The sequence below is a fragment of the Facklamia sp. P12932 genome, from assembly GCF_050409545.1.
Classification (GTDB): Bacteria; Bacillota; Bacilli; order Lactobacillales; family Aerococcaceae; genus Facklamia.
In genome coordinates, this window is record NZ_JBNUPG010000002.1 from 98,554 (window position 1) to 118,102 (window position 19,549).

Sequence of the window (19,549 nt, forward strand, 5' to 3'; positions counted from 1 at the left end):
ATTTTATTATAAGTTTTGTTTCAATAAAGGTAAAATACATAAAATCTATGATGCTATTGATTTTATCCTCAAGCTAAACAAAACCCTTAAAATAATTGACAAAGAGCTGTCTTCTCTTGGTTTACATTTTGGTGGTGTGTTTCTCGACTAATTGATCGAGATCATTTTCTAATTCATTTCCAATGACTTGACGATAGCTATAAGGATCATCCAAAGAAAAATAAAAATAGTTATCCCTTAAATAAGCTAAATTTTTCCCTACTTTAACTTTCAATTGCCATTCATTTTGTCTGAAAACAACCACTCCGATATTTTCTGGTGTATTAAGTCCTCCACAATTTAATCGTTCATGAATATATCGGCTCTTAACAATGTCTCCTTCATAGATCAGTTTACCACTCTTTTTAGCTGTCTTTTCAAACAAAGCCGTCGAATACATCAAGCAGTCACCTTCTGATAATTTCCATAGATTTGCTTCACTTTGACCGGCTAATACCCCCTCAAATTGATTTGTCCCCTTCTCAATAACTTGATCAAAATAACTCATTTGACGTTTTTCATCAAACCAAACTCTTGCTTTCATTTTTCCTTCCTACCCCCTATATAAAAATTAGATATACAAAATTGTATATCTAATTTTTATCTTAATTTACTCGATTTTTGGTTGTTCCAGTTTTAATGACATCTAATGTAGCGTTTAGGCCGCCTTCTACTAAGTTTTTTACTGATTCATCCGTATAAAATGCAATATGAGGAGAATAAATCACCTTAGGATGGTCTAATACTTTTACAAAGACTTCATCTTCAATTTCCTTGTCTGAAAAATCTTTGGGAATATAAGGCGCTTCATGTTCATAGGTATCCAGTCCAGCTCCTAATAGGATGCCCTCATCTAAAGCATTTAGTAGTGCCGTCGTATCAATTACTGATCCTCTTGCCATATTTAATAAGACTGCTCCTTGCTTAAACTTCTTAAACATCTTCTCATCAAATAAGTGGTGATTTTCCTCAATAGCAGGTATGTGTAAAGAAACAATATCTGCTTGTTCTACTGCCTGTTCTATCGAAGATTGATACTCTAATAAATCCTTCAGTTCATCATTTGGGTATAAATCATATCCAACTATTTTAGCGCCCATCCCTTTAAAAATTTGTGCGACACATTGGCCAATATGACCGGTACCGATAATTGCAACGGTCATATTTCCGATTACTCGACCTCTAATATTTGGTGTCCAAGAAAAATTATGCTTCTTCACTTGTTCTTGAATAGCATCATAATGCCGAATAAGATTCATCGCCGTCAAAGCTGACCATTCTGCAATTGATTCTGGTGAGTAAGTAGGGACATTGGAAACGATCAAATGATGACGTTTAGCCATTTCCAAATCATACATATCCACTCCAGCACTTCTTTGAGCGATCTGTTTAATGCCAAATGCCTCTAACTTAGCATAAATCGATTGCTCTAAAGGAGCCACTTGGGATAAGGTGACCCCATCATACCCTTCTACTTGGTAAATTGTCTTTTCAGTTAAAATATCTTGCAACATCTTAACTTCTACATTGGCTTTATTGGCCCAAGCCTCAACTATCGGTCTTTCTTCATCCCGGATACCAAATGCGATTATTTTTGTCATAATGACTCTCCTTTCTTTTTCACACTTATTCTATAAATAAACGTTTTTAAATACAAACAATTACTCTTTTTTTACAAAGTATCTCCACAGCCTAAAATTTTTGGTCTAAGCTCGAAGTCTCAATAGAAAAAACCTCCTTTTATAAGATTGTGATGGCCACAAAACAATCACAAACAGGAGGTCCCTTATAGAAAAATTTAACACAAAACGAATGACTGCACTCGCACAAGGTGAGTCTGTTCAGTAATTTTGCGCCTAGCCTTAGAAGATGCCATTAACTTTTTGCTGAAGAAAGAGCGGTCGATCCTTCTTAATTTAAAAAATAGGAAGCCGAAGGCTAACAAAAACACCCCATAAAAAGATTATGTTTGTCTTCATTGTGGCCCTGCTTTTGCTCCTATTATACGTGGAAATGATTCAAAAGAAGCAATTAATCAACAAATCCAGCGAATCAGCAAAGTGAAAGAACAATTTCCTCATACAGCAGCTCTGGAGAAAACGATTTTTTGTTATATCACAGAGTATGATGCAAAGTTCAGACATCGGATACATGAAGCTTTGATAAAGTCCGCTTCAAACTTCAACACCTTGTGGATCAAAAAGGAGCTGTTCACAAAAAAATAAAAAGAGAGCTAACAATGCGCTAAGTAGCTTGAATGGATGAGTCAGCGCCCTTTGCTTCCCTCGCTTTTTAGCTGAGCATACTTGCAAGGCAAATATTCAATCATATCAATGCAATCGACAGCTCATCAAAATGCGAGCTGACTATTAGAAAAGAGTAAAAATGCTGGTCTGTTTATTATAATTTTGCGATCTAGCTTACACTATTAATTTGACACTAAGAAAATCATAATAAAATTGACTCCCTTCTAAAATCTTTGAAAGGCAAAGTAATTAAATTCTTTGATCCATGAAATGCATTATTGCCAGAAACTATTAGCAAGAATCTTTCTGAAAAAAATCAATGATAAGCATCCGCAAGAAACAGGATAGCCATTTCTTTTACTGTTGAAATATTAATACTGTCCTTAGCGATAATAAGTTTGGGTGAGTTTCAACAATTTAGTCTTGACAGTTTCTGTTAATTGTTCTTTCGTCATACGCCATTTCCAGTTTCCTCCTAATGTTGCAGGAGTGTTCATTCGTGATTGGTTATCTAGGTCCAAAAGATCTTGCATACGAAAAATTGCTAAGTAAGATCGTGACATAGCAATTCCACGATTTAGACAATCAGCTATACTTTCGTCTTTTAATTCTCCTAGATAATTTTTTATTTTATCTAAAGACGCCGGACTCGCTGTATCTTGTGCCCATCCCCTAGCTGTTTCATTGTCATGAGTGCCAACATAAGCTATTGAATTGTGTGGATAGTGGTGGGGGAGATCTGGTGAGTCACCCACTTCCTCAAAACCAAACTGTAAGATTTTCATCCCAGGAAAACCGGTCGCTTCTCGCATAGCAATCACGTCAGCTGTCATAAAACCTAAATCTTCAGCGATAATATTTAAGTCTCCTAACGCTTCATTGACAGCAGCAAACAAATCACAACCTGGTCCTTTAGACCATGCTCCTTCAGCGGATGTTTTAGCCGAAAGCGGAACTTGCCAAAAAGACTCAAACCCTCTAAAATGGTCGATTCGCACCCAGTCGTAAAGTTTAAAACTCTCTTTAAAACGTTGAACCCACCATTTATAATTTTGTTGACGATGATATTCCCAGTCATAAATTGGATTGCCCCAAAGTTGTCCATCGGTGGAAAAGTTGTCAGGTGGCGTTCCTGCTACTAGAGTCGGATTGCCCTCTCTATCGACTTTGAATAATTCTGGATGGGTCCACATTTCTACGCTATCTCTCGAGACATAGATCGGCATATCTCCAATAATCTCAATCCCTTTTTGATTGGCATAGGCTTTTAAGGATTGCCATTGTTGGTAAAAAAAGAATTGGGTTATTCGATAATAATCAAGTCGTTCAGCTAAATCTAAACGATAGCTAGCTATAGCATCAGCCTCCCGTTTTCTTGCTGGTTCATCCCACTCATACCAAGCTTTAAGATCAAACGTTTCTTTAATCGCCATATATTCAGCAAAAGGATTTAACCAATCCTGATTTTCTTGTATAAATTGTTGGTAGCTATCACTTAGATTCTTGTTTTTAAAACGTTGAACGGCACTTTCCAAGATAGTTTGGCGACTTTTAAAGATTAAAGCATAGTCCACTGACTTTCTATCTTGACCGAAGTCGATTCCTTCTATATCTTCTAACGTTAATAAATCTTCTTTTTGCAGTATGTCTAAATCAATAAAATAAGGATTTCCGGCATAAGCTGAAAAAGATTGATAAGGTGAATCTCCATAAGAAGTCGTTGTTAGAGGTAATATTTGCCAGTATTTTTGTTTAGTATCCGATAGAAAATCAACAAAATCATAAGCTGCTTGCCCAAAGGATCCAATTCCATAATCGTTGGGTAGCGAAGATATATGCATTAAAACCCCACTTGAACGTTCCATCTTTTCCTCCTTTGATTTAATCATTTGTTTATATTGCTTGTTCTTTTACATTCAGTCCTTCCCCACTCATCTATTAGTAATAGTCAACCATGACTTATACCATTATCTTGAGTCTGCTCTACTTTATATTTTCTCCCATCCTTAATAGAGTATGTTCATTATACCCATTCTGGCCCATTTTTCACTAATCCTTTATTCATCTAGATAGGTGATTATTTTTTTCCATTCTAAAAACAAATCATCTAAACGAAATCGCGCATTGGCTGGACTAGTAGAAGATAATTTAATTCCCCTAATACCCATATCTTTTGCATGATATTTTTGATAATACTTATAAGAAGTAGTTCCATTACAGAAAACTTGCTGAATAGATGCTTTGTCAAAAATCATTTTTAAATTAGAAGGAATTACATTTTTAATGCTAGCGTCACTCGAACCGACAATATCGCATTGATATATCGAATCATAAACGGCAATTTTATGATTCATTAAAAATTTTCTTCTTTCTTCTATATTGGAACTTAATGCTTCATTAAATAGTTTTTCCATTAAAGGCCAAAAACGGTTTTGTGGATGTCCATAGAAAAAACCATACTCTCTCGTTTTCACTGAAGGGAATGAGCCTAAGATTAAGATTTTAGAGTCCTTTTTATAGAATGGCTTCAAGGGATGAATAATTGTTTGATAATCCTTTTTGCTGTCTTTAGTCATTGAATATTTCCTCCTCTCGATGACTTTATTATCCATCTAACTTGCTGTCTATCATTTCTAGCTCACATTTTCTCACTTAATCAAAAAGGCTTTCCTTTAGCAAAAAGGCACAAGACTTATTGTTGAATTACTTTCAGATCTTCTCCCTTCTACTTACTTGAGTAAGCTCAGGATTTGTTTTTTGATGAAATACATAATAGCTTCTAACTAATCCTATTTTTGACTTTTAATGCGTCAATAAATTGCTATCTTTTCTTATTTACATTTTAAATGATTGATTGTTTGATAACAAATTTTACGGTTAGGACTTTCAAGTCAAAAAGAACCAGGAACGTTTTACAGTGTCGCTGGTTCAATTCTTTTAACGGTCTTGTAGAAATTTAGGATAGAAATATTTTTTAGATTTTTATCTTTAATGTTACCCTAGTTAATTGATCATCACTGGTATAGCTTAGGCCATAAGCTTCTCCGTAGAGGATTTTCAGTCTTTGATCCACATTAGCCATACCTATACCGCCTAGTTTAGGCTTTGGTTTGTTTGAATGCTCTTTACCTTTAAATCCTATCCCATCATCTTCCACTTGAATCATTAAAGCGTTCGCTCCAATCCTGGAAGTAATTTGGATATGCGACTGGCCTTTTTTAGTTTTAATACCATGATAAATAGCATTTTCAACAATCGGTTGAATAATTAACTTAGGTACTAAAATTTCGCCTGTATTTGCTCCAAGCGAAATATCGTAATCAAATTTATCATCATACCTAATCTTTTGGATGTTCATATAATTTTTAACCTGCTCTACTTCTCTCTTCAATTCAATAACGTCCTCGTCCACACTCAAGGTGGTCCGTAATAAACTACCTAAAGATTGAATAACTTCGACAGCTTGATCTTTTTCTCCTAGTTCAACCAGCCATAAAATAGTATCCAAAGTGTTATAGATAAAATGTGGGTTAATTTGACTTTGAAGGGCTTTTAATTCATAAGTACGCTTAGCTTTTTCCTTTTCTTCAATTGCCTCTGTCAATTTTTTTACCCGATTTAATAACAAATTATACTCCAAGGTCAGTTCTCTGATTTCTAGAGAAGCTTGTTGGTTTACCGGGATATTCGAAAATTCTTGATTCACTTTTTTCATCTCATCAATTAAGTCCACAATAGGATTGGTGACTTTTTTTGATACGAAAATCGAAAGAAAAATACTTGAAAGTAGAATTAAAAAAGCCCAGATAAGCATTTCGGTAATCAGCTTTCTATTTAGAATGTAAATTTCTTCAGGACTTCTAACTTGCGTCAATTGCCAATTTGTATTCGGAACATAGATTGATGAAATAATGTAATCTTCTTTGTTAAAAGCACTCGAATCTTCAATAATAGCAAGGTAATTGGCCTTTTCTTTTAGCGAATCACCATTCATCTGTTCAGAATCAAAAATCAGCTGCTTATTTTCATCTACAATAAAGGCAAAACCATTTTCCCCTAAATTTACCGTAGAAATATAATCTTCAATAAACTTATAGGAGACATCTATGATAGAAAGTCCTTGAAATTGTCTATTAGCATCTTCGATTTTATGACTCAAGGAAATGACTCGTTCACTTTTATTCATGGTAAAGCCCGAATGATTTTCACGAGTAATTTGAGCCATGTTATTCGACTTTAAAGCTGTTTGGTACCAGTCTTCATTCAACACCGACGCTTTACTTTCCATTACACTTCCGGTTTGAGTAATTAACTGACCGGATTGAGTAATTATCATAATATTTTTTATAATGTTATCGCTCGATTTTATTAAATCAAGCGTGCTTTTTAAAGCACTCTCATCAATTGCTTGCTCCTGATCACTATTTAATTCGGGGGTCATGGCTAATAAACTATTTAAACTTTTCATCTTCTCAAGATAAGAAGCAATATATAAACTAGCCGTCTTCAACTGCTGACTGTTTTCCATTTCGATATTTTGCTTAATAATTTTAACTGAAGACCTATAATTAGCATAAGATAATATTAAAACGATCATCATTGAAATACTGAAAAAGTATACACTGATTTTTCGGTCAAATCGGTTGCGCATTGTTTTCATTTTTTTGCCTGCCTAAACTGTTTGGGGGTGATTTGATAATATTTTTTGAATTTAGTGATAAAATAATTGACATCTTCGATTCCGATCTCATGCGCAATCTCATAGTTCTTTTTATCGCTTGATAGTAAAAGTAGCTTTGCTTTCTCCATACGTCGTTTATTGATATAGTCCTGAAAGCTCATTCCATAGTAATCTTTGATCAAAACAGACAAATAATTACTATTATAGCCGATTGCTTCCGCCATCTGACTAAGCGACAAATCAGCTTGAAATATATGTTTATCCAAATAGTCTTCAATCAAATCTGAGCGTTTAACCCTATCGACTTCTTCAGGAACTAATGCCTGAATTTCATCTTTTTGACGTTTTTCTTTTATCTTAGTAATCGCTGTTTGTAAGATGAACTCAATGTCTTTTTTGGATACTGGTTTCAAAATATAATCATCCACTTTAGCTCGAATAGCCTTTTGCATGTATTCAAAATAATCGTAACCTGTTAAGATAATAATATAAATTTGGGGATAATTAGCCTTGACAGATTCAGCCACACTCAAGCCATCCAGCTTAGGCATATTAATATCTAGAAGCAAAATATCAGGGTGAAAGTCTTCTACCACATTTAAAGTTTCTTCACCATCTTCTGCTTCATAAACGTCTGAAATGCCTAAATCTTCTAATGGAATTAATTGTTTAATACCCCTGCGAATGATTGATTCATCATCAGCTATCAATAATTTCAACATAATAACCTACTTCACAAAATTTATTAAGGATTCATAGCCTGCAGCTTTCATTTCTTCTAATGGGATAAAATCAATTGAAGCACTATTAATACAGTACCTCAAACCGCCTAATTCTTCAGGCCCATCTTCAAACACATGACCTAAATGTGAATCGCCTGCACGGCTTCTAACCTCGATTCTACTCATATTATAACTTAAATCTTCATTATATGTTACAACTTCCTTAGCGATGGGGCGAGAAAAAGATGGCCAGCCACAGCCAGAATCAAACTTATCTTTTGAACTAAAGAGAGGTTCACCCGTAGCTACATCGACATAAATTCCCGCTGCTTCATTATCCCAATATTCGTTAGAAAAAGAAGACTCTGTATCATTTTTTTGCGTTACTTTATATTGTATGGCTGTTAATTTATCTTTGAGCTCTTGATCACTTGGCTTTGGATATAGAGCCGGATCAATTAAAGGTTCATTAGCCTTATTCAAATCAATATGACAATAGCCATTGGGGTTTTTCTCTAAATAATCTTGATGATATTCTTCAGCTGGATAGAAATCTTTCAATTCTTCTACTTCTACTTGAATGGTTTTACGATATTTGGCCTGTTCTTTATCTAAGCGAGCTTGAATGATCGCTTGATCAGTAGTTTCAGTAAAATAAATACCTGTGCGGTATTGAACACCGCGGTCATTTCCTTGACGGTTCTTACTCGTTGGATCAACTACTTTTAGATAATAATCTAACAGTCCATCTAAAGAAATGCGCTCCGGATCATAGGTCACCTCAACCGTTTCGGCATGGCCCGATCCTTTAATCACTTCTTCATAACTTACTTCCCTCTTGTTTCCATTCGCATAGCCACTGATTACATCTGCAACACCGTAGACTCTTTCCATATAGGCTTCAACACCCCAGAAACAGCCACCGGCTAAATAAATTTTTTTCAAATCAGCAGAAGAATAATCGATGTCTTTGTTAGGGTTCACTTTGCTTTTAGCTTTCTCTTGATCCAATATGGCGTCAATTTCAGCTAATTTACTGTCATTCACTTTATTGTTAGAACTCACTTGTGAACAAGCGACTAAAAATAGGGCAAACGCCAATAAAACGAATATCTTTTTCATCTTAATTCTCCTTTGCTAAGGCTTCAAACAATTGAGTTAATGTTTCTTTGCGAATTTCACCTGGAATAATCTTTACTGGCACCCCTTGACTATCAATCAAGGCATTAGTTGGCATTGAACGTACTCCATAATTAGCAAAGGTCTGGCCCTCTTCATCTAAAAGTACTTTCATATTATTGTATTCTAGCGAATTAAACCACTCCATAAAATCTTCTTTGTTTTTCTCCCCGTTATAACCAGGAGAAACAATCGTTACAACTTCAAAGTCATTTTCTTGACCAGCTAAAGTATTTAAATCTTCTAAGCCAGCTAAACAAACCGGACACCAGGATGCCCAAAACTTGACATAAACTGGCTTGCCTTTTTGTTCTGCTAAAGAATAATCTTTTCCCTTTAAATCTTTTAAGGTGAAATCATAAGCACTTTCTCTTTTTGAAGATATGCTTGAATCCTCTGAAACTTTATTTGTCTTTTTAAGCTCTTGGGCTGAATTGTTCGATTCGCCATCTGTAGTCTCTTGGTTGGAAGCTAAGGCACAACCACTTGCGATTGAAGCGACAGCTAGTAATAATATAAATTTTTTCATTTCATTTCCTCCTAATTGAATAAGTTATTAAAATAAGCGACTAAGTTGGGAAGTTGATTGGTCATTAGGACGATTCCCATTATCATTACCAAGAAGCCACCTGTTCGTTTGATGGTTACCAGATGTTTTTTGAAAAAGCTAACACGGTCTAACATATAAGTGGATAGAATCGCCATAATCAAAAAGGGAATCATTAGCCCTAATGAGTAAATTAACATCAAGAAGGCTCCGTAAAATTGAGTATCTCCGCTGGCGGAAGTGACTAAAACAGCTCCTAATATTGGTCCTACACAAGGTGTCCAGCCAAGACTAAAGGAAACACCCATCAGATAGGTTCCTAAGGCTTTTTTCTGTTTTACATTCACTTGAATTCCACGCATACGATCCAGTTTTTTAAAGTGGATGATATCCATTTGGTGGACACCCAGTAAAAAAACTAAAAAGCCTGCAAAGATTAAAATGGAAGAATTATTTAAAGCTTGGCCTAACCATCCTGCGCCAAAACCTAAAATAATAAAACTGGTTGAAAGTCCTAATACGAAGGACATGGTTTTAATAATGCCTCCCTTATTGATTTCGAACTTGCCAATTTTTAATTTTTGATATTCTCCTGCTTCATCCGTCATAAAACCAATATAGACTGGAATTAAGGGGAAGGTACAGGGTGCAAAAAATGACAATAATCCGGCAACAAACACGGAACTGAGTAAAATGTTTTCTCCTATCATAATGTTTTCCTTTCAAAAATGTATTTTTTCTTTATAGCTTAATTATAGAAGTAAGACGAAAGGATTATAATCGAAGATCGTTTTAAAAAACTTTAATTTGATTGTATTATTTATTATTTAATACAATTTATACTTTTCATATAAAAAAGAGCTATTCCAATTCCTTATTGAAGAAAATTGGAACAGCTCTTAATTTCATTGGTTTAAAATCTTATTTATTGAGTTTTGTTAATAAAGCTACCGTCTCCACATGATTAGTGAATGGGAAAAGATCAACCGGTTGAATACTTTTGACTTGATAGCCCGCTTGAGCAAGTAGTTGACAATCACGCGCTTGGGTAGCTGGATTACAAGAAACATAGACAATCTTAGCTGGATCTTGTTCCACTAAGCTTTCAATAAACTGAGGATCCAATCCCTTGCGCGGTGGATCCACTGTCACCACATCAAAACGAATGGCTTCTTGATTCCATCTTGCTAGCCAATCTTCTGCTAAACCCGCTTCAAAATGCACATTATCTATCTGATTGATTTCGGCATTTTTCTCAGCCATTTCGACGGCTTCAACCACTACTTCCATGGCATAGACCGCTTGAGCATGTTTGGCAAGCGCTAAGGATAAGGTGCCTATGCCACAATAAGCGTCCAATACAGTCTCACTGCCATCTAGTTCTGCTGCTGCAATAGCCAGCTGATATAAACGCTCAGCTTGAGGAGTATTAATTTGATAGAAAGATTGTGGTGATATTCGGAAAGTCATCTCTAACATCTGATCTTCAAAATACTCTTTTCCCCATAAACAATAAGTCTCTTTTCCCATAATAACATTTGTTTTGGCGGGATTAATATTTTGAATAATTGATACCAGCTGAGGAATTTTTTTAATCATCTCTTGAATTAATTCTTCAAGTTGAGGAATTTTTTTAGCTTTAGAAACTAAAATGACCATTAATTGACCACTATAATGGCCTTTTCTTACAATTAAATGACGCATGCAGCCTTTGTGAGCTTGCTCATCATAAGCCGGAATGTGGTACTTTCTTAAAAGGTCCCGAACCATTAGAATCGCTTGATCAATAGCGGGATCTTGAATATGGTAGTCTTCAACTGGAATGAGGTCGTGACTATTTTTTCGAAAGAATCCCGTTTCTAACTTACTTTTAACCATCCGAACTGGAATTTGAGCCTTATTACGGTATCCCCATGGATCATCCATACCCATAGTCGGTTGAATGGTCAATTCTTTAAAATGCCCAATACGTTCAAAAGCATCTCTCACAACCTTTTCTTTAAATGCTAACTGTGCCTCGTAAGACAAGTGTTGTAAGGTCATCGTTCCCGTTTGACGCCCGATATCATCGGTTATGGCTACTCGGTCAGGACTTTTATTTACTACTTTTTCTAACTTTCCAAAGCCATATTTTTTTCCGATTTTTATGACTTTAAATTCAATGTCTTCTTGCGGTAAGGCTCCTTCAATAAAGAATGGAAAGCCCTCAATTTTAGCGACACCCAACCCTTCATGAGTTAAATCTTCTACTCTTGCTTGTAAGAGTTGGTTTTTTTCAAAATTATTTGCCATGTATTGCTCCTCTGTTATTTACCTTAGGTTTTGGTTAAAAAGTTTGGGTCTTGAAGTGAAAGGACTAAATAGAGGATTAACTCTCTTTTAACTTAGCAATTTCTAACTCCAATTGTTTTATTTTTTGCTTAAATTGACTTCGTCTCTGCATCAGACTTTGTCGCATTTTCTCGCCTAATTCATCATTTAGAACGTAATCGCGAATGAGATAGGGAAAATCAGATCGTCTTAAGGCCAATTGATTCCTCTTTTCATATAAAGAGACTAACAAGGCATTCCTCACATCGACTAGTTGGCTTAATTTTAATGGAGACGCTTGAGCATAATCTTCATTTAAATGATCTAAAATCAATTGAAGAATCTCTTTATTATCTCTTTTATAGGCAGTCAAGGCTTTTTGATAAAGTACCTCTTGGTGTTTTGTTTGTAAAGGATATAGAAGAGGATGGACATTAGAAACTATTTGACGGTACATTCCCCGCATCAAGCGCGCCTCTTCTTCTGTTAAAGTATCTTCGTAGATAGAGTGTTCTGCTGATTGTATCTTTTCTTCCGTTTCAATAATTAACTGCTGATAAACAGATAAATCTTTTTCTAACTGTTGCAGTTTTAGCTTTTGATTCTTTTCCTTATAAAGACGTATTATTCTATACTTTCTTTCTAAGAAGACAGCTTGAAAATGAGCTTTTAATAAATTGAGCCATTCTTTCCCAAAATTTAAATAAAAGTGCTTTTCTAAATAAAAACAATCCTTATAAATTAATTCATCATACTCAAATACAGCTTGCGATAAATCCACTTGCAACCTCTCAATTTCTTTTTCAAGTAACGAGCGTCCAGGCAGTAAGAAAATTTGACCAAAATGTCCTGTCATTAAAAAGCCCCCTCTCAAAGTCGCTTTGCTCATCTATTGGATTATACATCAAATCATTGGTAAAGACTAAATTGCTTTAACAAGACTTAGTAAAACTTGTTAAAATAGGGCCTGTTCGATAAAATAAGTATTACATTCATTAAAAATAAGTTTTTTAAGATTTTTAAAAGAGAAAGTAGGTAAGTAGATGCGCGTTTTACTTTATTCAGGCAATCTCGAGCAAATCAAACGCTCAGGCTTAGGCAAAGCCATTCATCATCAGCAAAAAGCATTGGAATATATGGGAATCGATTATACCATGAATCCCAAGGACTCTTTTGACCTATTACATATTAATACCTACTTCCCTAAATCCTATCTTTTAGCAGCCAAATGTCGCCGCAAGAATATTCCAGTCATTTATCATGCCCACTCGACTAAAGAGGACTTTGAGAACTCCTTCCGTTTCTCAAATTTTCTAGCACCTAGTTTTAAACAATGGCTGCTAACTTGTTACCGTTTGGGTGATATTCTCATCACCCCTACTCCATATTCTAAGAGCCTGCTTGAAAATTACGGTCTCGATCAACCGATTTATTCTGTTTCTAACGGGATAGACCTATCTAGATTTCAACCTCTAGACACTGAGAAACTTAAGAAAGTTTTCCGTCAAAAGTACGACTATCAGCCTGATGATTTTGTTGTAATGGGGATTGGACTATACTTAAAACGCAAAGGGATTCTTGACTTTGTTGAATTAGCCAAACGGATGCCTCACATTCAATTTATTTGGTTTGGCTATCTTGACTTGCGCTATGTACCGGATGAAATAAAAAAGGCTGTCACTACGAAATTACCTAACTTAAAATTTGCTGGTTATGTACCTAATGAAGATATACGGGCCGGTTTGTTAGCGAGCAATCTTTATATTTTCCCGACTTTTGAAGAAACTGAAGGTATTCCTGCAATTGAAGCTTGCGCCATGAAAACAGATTTTATTGTGCGTGATATCCCTGTATTTGATGGTTGGCTGGAAGACGGTGTGAATGTTCATAAAGCTATAGACCTTAAAGCCTTTCAAGAAAAAATTCAACTAGCCTATGAAGGCAAACTCCCTTCATTAGTAGAAAAAGCCTATGAAATTGCCATCGAACGCGACCTTCCTCAAATTGGTCGACAGCTATTTTCAATTTATCAAGAAGCTCTGAAAATGAAGGTATAATAATAAACCCCACCGTTGATTAAACCATTGGTGGGGAATTTTTGTCTATATTTTCAAATTTGATTAAAAACTTATCCAGTTGATCTTTATCTCTTGCTTTTTGCGCTTGAGAAATATTAGAAGGATTAAGATAGAAACGAAAAACTTCTTGATCCTCAGCATTTTTAATTTGAATAGCCTCGCCTTCATCAGGATTATCCTTTATACGAGAAACCTGAGGATATTTTGCTCGCCAATATTCAATGGCTTCTTCGGCTACTGCTTGTCTTAAAACTTTATACATTTCTGCTTGATGAGCCGGAATTAAGAAAGCGTCAATTTGAGCCATCTCGTCCATTCTGTTCTTGATGTTTTTCTTTTGCGTTCTCTTTACCATTTAATCAACCTACTATTCTTTAATTGTACGGTATTTTTCTAAAAAGTCTAATTCAAATGATTGTATATAATCTTCTAGCACACAAATAACTGATTGGTCATTATTATTTCCGATTTTATAGCGACATTGCATAGCCAAGTCTTTATCGGCATTATCCATTGCTATACTGTAGTGGACTTGAGCCATCATGCTTTCATCATTCAAAGAATCACCAAAGGCCATCGATTCCTCAGCTTTAATATTGTATTTGTTTTGTAAATAAAGCAAGGCGCTGCCTTTACCACCCTCTTTATTATATACATCTACCCATCCATCTCCTGAAGTAACTGCAGTAACTTCTTGATAACGCTCGTTGATTATACGAGCTAAGACTTTATTGCGGTCAAGCGTATCTTGTGTCGCAATCGCAATTTTTGTTACAACAGAATCTTCAGGCAGTTCAGAAAATTGAGGAATGTAGTTTACATCTTTAGCGTAGCGTGAAATGAAATCAAATAATGGACCCTTAGTGTCTCTAAAATAAGCCGCATCGCCTAATCCTAAAACGGGAGAATAGGCTTGAAATTCATCTAAAAAGTCGATAATTTGGGTAAAACCTTCATATGGAATGCCAATCTTCTTTAAGGTCTGATCATTCTTGACAATGTAATTACCATTATCACAAGCAAAATATAAGTCCGGCCAGACAGACTCTTCAAAGTAATCTGCAATTTTCTGATAAGAATTACCAGTAGCAATTGCCACGATCACTCCTGCTTCTCTTAACCGTTTCAGAACGCGGTTAAAGCGATCCCGATCATAAGTCTTGTCAGTCCTGAGGAGTGTTTCATCAAGGTCAATAGTGATGAGTTTTAATGTCATAGAAATTAATGCTCCTTTTTAATTATTGCTAGAATAAAGTGTTAAACATTTATCATATTGCATCCCTACTGATTATAACATTTTTTTAAGAATCATCATCCTTTATTAATCGCTAAAGTCTACTTTTTGAACATACCAGATATCGAACGTGTGATAACTCGGCCTATCTCGCGACCAACCTGACTCATCATATTTTTAGTAAAGCGGTCAAAATTTGAATCCGTCCGTCTTGAAGCTGTTTTGCCTGACTTCTTAAGCTGTTTAGCTAATTCTGCTTCCAGCTCTTTAATGCGTTGGTTGGTTGAGAGGTCCTCTGCTTTGCCATCAATCGATTCAATCATTTCTTCTTGTGTTTCTTGCATAGCTTGATTTAATTGTTCGTGAGCAGACTCACGATTAATTGTTTCACTATATTTATCTAAGAGTTGTGAGTGGTTAATCGTCTTCAAAATAGTTTGAGGGTCAACAAGGCCCAACTTACTCATCGGAGGATAAATCATAACTCGTTCAGCAACATTTGGTGTGCCTTTTGAATCTAGAGTAGAAACAACAGCCTCTCCGGTGGCTAACGCTTGGAGCACTTTTTCCAAATCAACAGCTGAAGATTCTGCTTGTCGGAAAGTTTGACTCACTGCTTTGACCACTTTAAGTTCCTTTGGTGTAAATGCTCTTAAGCCATGTTGAATTCGATTGCCTAATTGTGAAGACACACTGTCTGGAAGGTCCATAGGGTTTTGAGTGACAAAAAAGATGCCTACCCCCTTGGAGCGAATTAAGCGAACCATCAATTCTATCTTTTCAACCAGCACCTTCGGAGTTCCATCAAACAAAACATGGGCTTCATCAAAAAAGAAAACCATTTTAGGTTTAGCTAAATCGCCCACTTCCGGAAGACTGTCAAAGAGCTCTCCTAGGAGTGCTAACAAGACCATGGCATAAAGTGTGGGAGTTTGATAGAGCTTGCTGGCATTCAAAATGTTTATAATGCCTTTTCCTGATTCATCTACCCTTAATAAATCTTCAATCTCTAGACTAGGCTCAGCAAAAAAAGCATCAGCTCCTTGCTGTTCTAAAACTACAATACTGCGCAAAATAACACCAATGGATGCTTTGGAAATATTCCCATAACTACCGCTTAATTCTTTGGCATGTTCGCCTACGAAATTTAGCATTGCTCTTAAATCTGTTAAGTCAATCAATAAAAGCCCTTTTTCGTCTGCTACCGAAAAAACCACATTCAAAATACTAGTTTGTGTCTCATTTAAACCTAATAGGTTGGCTAATAAAATGGGTCCCATTTCGGAAACAGTAACTCTCAGTGGCAGCCCTGATTGCCCATGGGCATCCCACAGTTCGATAGGAAAAGCTTGATTATCATAATTTTCATAGTGAGTGGCTTGTAATCTTTCAATAAATGCTTGAGAACTACCCATCTCAGCCAAAGATATCAAATCGCCTTTAATATCTGATAAAAATACAGGTATGCCAGCTAAACTTAGCTGTTCAGCTATAACTTTTAAGGTAACCGTTTTACCCGTTCCGGTCGCTCCCGCTATAAGACCATGTCGATTCAACTTGTCTAAGCTTAATCCAACCGCTTGTGAGCCGTATCCAAACATAAGTTGTGTATCCATGTTAAGCCTCCTCTACTATTCACACTCTCAATTTTAGCATACTCTTATTTACTCATCATCCAATTATCTAACATTTATTAGATTTATTAGACACAAAAAACAACCCCTAAAAATATTAGGGATTGTTTTCAAAAATCTATTTGTCTTTAAATTGATTTCTTTTTCTTAGAGCAATCAGTAGTGCTCCCCCAACTACTAAAATGCCTGCGACTAAGTAAATCACTTTTGAAGTTGTTTCACCAGCTGTTGGTAAATTGCCTTTTTCAGCTTCTTTACGATCGGTTGACTTTTTAACAACAACTGCTTTCCTATCCTCTTGAGTTTGAGTGGTTGTTGATTGATCAGTTTTGGCGTCTTTGTATACTAAGGCTACAATACCAAGGCCTTTGCTTTCAACAGTGGCTGTTTCTCGGTTAAGGCGTACTTTTAATCCTTCAACTTGTTGGCCCATAACTTTCATGGCTAAAAGTTGACTATTAATTGGACGGGTAGGAAGTTTGATTATTGTTGGATTTTCCAATTTTATTTCACTACCGTTTTGATTAAAAGCTTTGATTTCATAAGCTACAAAATCTTTACCTTTCAATTCAGAAGGGAGATTAGCGGCATTTAAATCAACTTTTTGAATAAGAACCTTCTCCACATTTTTAGCGTCTGCCTTGGTTAAGAGGACTTGTCCTCCATTTTCTAAGTCCTTAAAGACCATTTCAGGAACGGTCGCTTCTTCGGTAACAGTCGTTTCCTCAACAGTTGTGGTAGTTGACTCTTGTGTAGTTGATGCTAGTGTCGTAGTTGTTGGCTCTATTGATGTAATCACTTCTTCAGTTGTGGTTGTCGGCTCTGGCGTAGTTGAAGGCTCATCAGTCGTAACATTTTCTTCCAACTGATAAGCTAGTTCAACTTTTTGGTTTGCAACCACTTCAATCGTTTCTGGAGAGAATTGATCTGCACGGTAAACTTCAGGAATAGAAACAAACTGGACTTCATAACTGCCTACAGGCACTTCTTCAATTAAAGCTATTCCATTCTTGTTAGTTTCAACAGTCAACTCGCCAATTTGCATTTGCACATTTGCAACAGCTTGACCTTGACTATTGCTGACAGCTATTGAAACTTGACCCACCTCAGCTTCTTTTTGAATAGTCACAGCTTGTAACTCTGGCGCTTCATTTTCTACAGCTACATCTATTAGATTGCCTTGGGCTACATATCCTTCAGGGGTTTGACTGACTTGGTATTGGTAGTTACCTAGAGCAAGATCACTAGCTGAGGCTAGACCTTGACTATCAGTCGTTATTTCCTGTTCTTGGCCATCTTCAGTATTGATTAAGCGTATGCTCACACCTTCTACCGCTTCAGCCTTTTGATCTTGAACTTTAATCGTCAAAACCGCTTTGGGATCCTGTGTCGTCGTAGTTGGCTCTTCTGTAGTAGGTTCAGCAGTTGTAGTCGGTTCCATTGTTGTAGTCGGCTCTTCTATTTCAAATGTTAAATCCGTAGGCTGATTAACTGAAACTTCAACCCTTTGAACATTGGACTCTAAATCAGCATTTCCTGAAGTCGTCACCAAGGTAACATCGTAATCACCCACTGGCAATGAATCAATAAAGATAGAGCCATTGTCATCAGTCGTATAAACTTGGTCTAACACTTGAACTTCAGCTTGGGGAATTGCTTGACCTTGAGTATCGGTAACTAAGATATTCAGTTGACCTACTTGGTCTAACTTGGTAATACCAATTACTTGACGATTTTCTTCATTAGCAGAAACTTGTGTTTCTAATAATGTTCCTTGAGCTGAATGTGTTTCCGGTGTTTCGATTACTTGATATTGGTAATTGCCAGTGGGAATATCAGAAGCTTGAGCGACACCTAATTGGTCGGATACTAATTCTTGTTTAAATTGAGGATCATCCAGTTTGGTCAATTCAATCTTAACTCCTTCAACCGGTGCTTCCTCTTGATCATATACTTCGATTTGTAAATCAGCTTTAGCTTCTACAGTTGTTTGAGAAGTTGTTGAATCTTCGATAACACCTGACAATATCAAAGGAAAGTCGTAAGTTTGACCTGAGTAAATCTCAACATTTTCTTCAATTTCATATCCTGACATTGCTTCTGGTAATCGACCAAAATTCATTACATAGTTACCAGTAGGAACTTCTTGAAATTGAGCGATCCCTTGTTCATCGGTTAAAACTTCCTGCCCATTGATCACTATTCCTACATTCGGAACGACATTACCCACACTGTCCTTAAGAATTACATTAACGTTTCCTAATTCGCCAGCAACTTCTGTTTGACTGTTTTCTTCACTATTATCAGTTTCTTGACTACTGTCTGCAGTTGGTGATTCAATCTTTGGTACTTGAGGGTTTTGAACTTGATCACCGACTAAATAAATGTTAAAAATCGGAGGTGTTTCTAAATAATTGCCGTCAATTGTAAAGGCATAATCATATACTATCGTTTGATCGGCCAACTCAACAATTTCTCCTGAATCCTCAGCAATTTCATCAGCCTTCTCTTGTTTTTCTTGAACGATTTGAACTTGATAAGGTCGAACTGATTGTCCTCCCCTTTGAAACTTCCCGTCATCATATAAACGGAAGATATATTCACCAGCAGTCAATTCAATTGGTTGCTGTTCAGTATTGTCACTACGATAAGAATAAACAACCTCTTGACTTGCTATATCAATAATATCATAGGAAATCTCTTTTTGAGCTTGGGGGACATTCTCATCTACTTGTAAAAAAATATTAAAAGTAGGCTCTACAAAATTTTCTTGTGCTTGCGTTTCAACTTGAGCTAAAACTTCTTGGGTTTGAAATATTGGTGCTGCCAATAGGTTGCTCACTAGAACAAATGATAAAATATTTTTTCTCTTAAACATC

16 protein-coding genes are annotated in these 19,549 nt (G+C 36.0%); 1 reads left to right on the plus strand and 15 read right to left on the minus strand.

Features of this window, described 5'->3' with window-relative positions:
* Positions 1–121: 121 nt before the first annotated feature.
* From ACQV2P_RS01275 to ACQV2P_RS01325, 11 genes are all read right to left on the minus strand, one after another.
* Positions 122–583 carry a YopX family protein gene (locus ACQV2P_RS01275; RefSeq protein ID WP_428882296.1) on the minus strand — a complete coding sequence of 154 codons (462 nt, stop codon included), beginning with the start codon at positions 581–583 and terminating at the stop codon, positions 122–124.
* Positions 584–644: 61 nt separating this feature from the next.
* Positions 645–1,640: a D-2-hydroxyacid dehydrogenase gene (locus ACQV2P_RS01280; RefSeq protein ID WP_428873490.1), complete on the minus strand. Its 996-nt coding sequence runs from the start codon at positions 1,638–1,640 to the stop codon at positions 645–647.
* Positions 1,641–2,668: 1,028 nt separating this feature from the next.
* A complete protein-coding gene (malQ, locus tag ACQV2P_RS01285; RefSeq protein WP_428873488.1) occupies positions 2,669–4,150 on the minus strand; it encodes a 4-alpha-glucanotransferase in 1,482 nt (493 codons plus the stop codon).
* A gap of 192 nt (positions 4,151–4,342) precedes the next feature.
* Entirely contained in the window at positions 4,343–4,861 is a 519-nt protein-coding gene (locus ACQV2P_RS01290; RefSeq protein WP_428873487.1) for a DNA-deoxyinosine glycosylase, read from the minus strand.
* 398 nt (positions 4,862–5,259) lie between these two features.
* Complete coding sequence (locus ACQV2P_RS01295) at positions 5,260–6,945, minus strand: cache domain-containing sensor histidine kinase (RefSeq protein WP_428894518.1); 1,686 nt, start codon at positions 6,943–6,945, stop codon at positions 5,260–5,262.
* Positions 6,942–7,688 (minus strand): response regulator transcription factor, encoded by a 747-nt coding sequence (locus ACQV2P_RS01300; protein WP_428894519.1) that lies wholly within the window; start codon positions 7,686–7,688, stop codon positions 6,942–6,944. The genes ACQV2P_RS01295 and ACQV2P_RS01300 overlap by 4 nt, the downstream gene beginning before the upstream one ends.
* A gap of 6 nt (positions 7,689–7,694) precedes the next feature.
* On the minus strand, positions 7,695–8,810 hold the full coding sequence (gene msrB / locus ACQV2P_RS01305) for a peptide-methionine (R)-S-oxide reductase MsrB (RefSeq protein WP_428873483.1): 1,116 nt from the start codon (positions 8,808–8,810) through the stop codon (positions 7,695–7,697).
* Between the two features lies 1 nt (position 8,811).
* On the minus strand, positions 8,812–9,396 hold the full coding sequence (locus ACQV2P_RS01310) for a TlpA family protein disulfide reductase (RefSeq protein ID WP_428875018.1): 585 nt from the start codon (positions 9,394–9,396) through the stop codon (positions 8,812–8,814).
* Positions 9,397–9,407: 11 nt separating this feature from the next.
* Complete coding sequence (locus tag ACQV2P_RS01315; RefSeq protein WP_428873480.1) at positions 9,408–10,124, minus strand: cytochrome c biogenesis CcdA family protein; 717 nt, start codon at positions 10,122–10,124, stop codon at positions 9,408–9,410.
* Between the two features lie 211 nt (positions 10,125–10,335).
* Positions 10,336–11,706, minus strand: coding sequence for a 23S rRNA (uracil(1939)-C(5))-methyltransferase RlmD (rlmD, locus tag ACQV2P_RS01320; protein WP_428894520.1), 1,371 nt, complete (start codon positions 11,704–11,706; stop codon positions 10,336–10,338).
* Positions 11,707–11,782: 76 nt separating this feature from the next.
* Entirely contained in the window at positions 11,783–12,580 is a 798-nt protein-coding gene (locus tag ACQV2P_RS01325) for a hypothetical protein (RefSeq protein WP_428873461.1), read from the minus strand.
* A 187-nt stretch (positions 12,581–12,767) separates the two neighbouring features.
* Between ACQV2P_RS01325 and ACQV2P_RS01330 the strand changes: the two genes are divergently transcribed.
* Complete coding sequence (locus ACQV2P_RS01330; RefSeq protein WP_428873459.1) at positions 12,768–13,781, plus strand: glycosyltransferase; 1,014 nt, start codon at positions 12,768–12,770, stop codon at positions 13,779–13,781.
* Positions 13,782–13,800: 19 nt separating this feature from the next.
* Here the strand turns inward: ACQV2P_RS01330 and ACQV2P_RS01335 are convergent, their stop codons facing one another.
* The 4 genes from ACQV2P_RS01335 to ACQV2P_RS01350 all read right to left on the minus strand — a co-directional run bounded on the left by ACQV2P_RS01335 (position 13,801) and on the right by ACQV2P_RS01350 (position 19,548).
* The gene (locus tag ACQV2P_RS01335; protein ID WP_428873458.1) at positions 13,801–14,157 is read right to left on the minus strand and encodes a hypothetical protein; all 357 of its coding nucleotides are present in this window, start codon (positions 14,155–14,157) and stop codon (positions 13,801–13,803) included.
* A gap of 12 nt (positions 14,158–14,169) precedes the next feature.
* The gene (locus ACQV2P_RS01340; RefSeq protein ID WP_428875014.1) at positions 14,170–15,018 is read right to left on the minus strand and encodes an HAD-IIB family hydrolase; all 849 of its coding nucleotides are present in this window, start codon (positions 15,016–15,018) and stop codon (positions 14,170–14,172) included.
* Between the two features lie 119 nt (positions 15,019–15,137).
* Positions 15,138–16,652, minus strand: a complete 1,515-nt coding sequence (locus tag ACQV2P_RS01345; RefSeq protein WP_428873456.1) for a helicase HerA-like domain-containing protein — start codon at positions 16,650–16,652, stop codon at positions 15,138–15,140.
* 136 nt (positions 16,653–16,788) lie between these two features.
* On the minus strand, positions 16,789–19,548 hold the full coding sequence (locus tag ACQV2P_RS01350; protein WP_428894521.1) for a SpaA isopeptide-forming pilin-related protein: 2,760 nt from the start codon (positions 19,546–19,548) through the stop codon (positions 16,789–16,791).
* Between the last annotated feature and the right edge of the window lies 1 nt (position 19,549).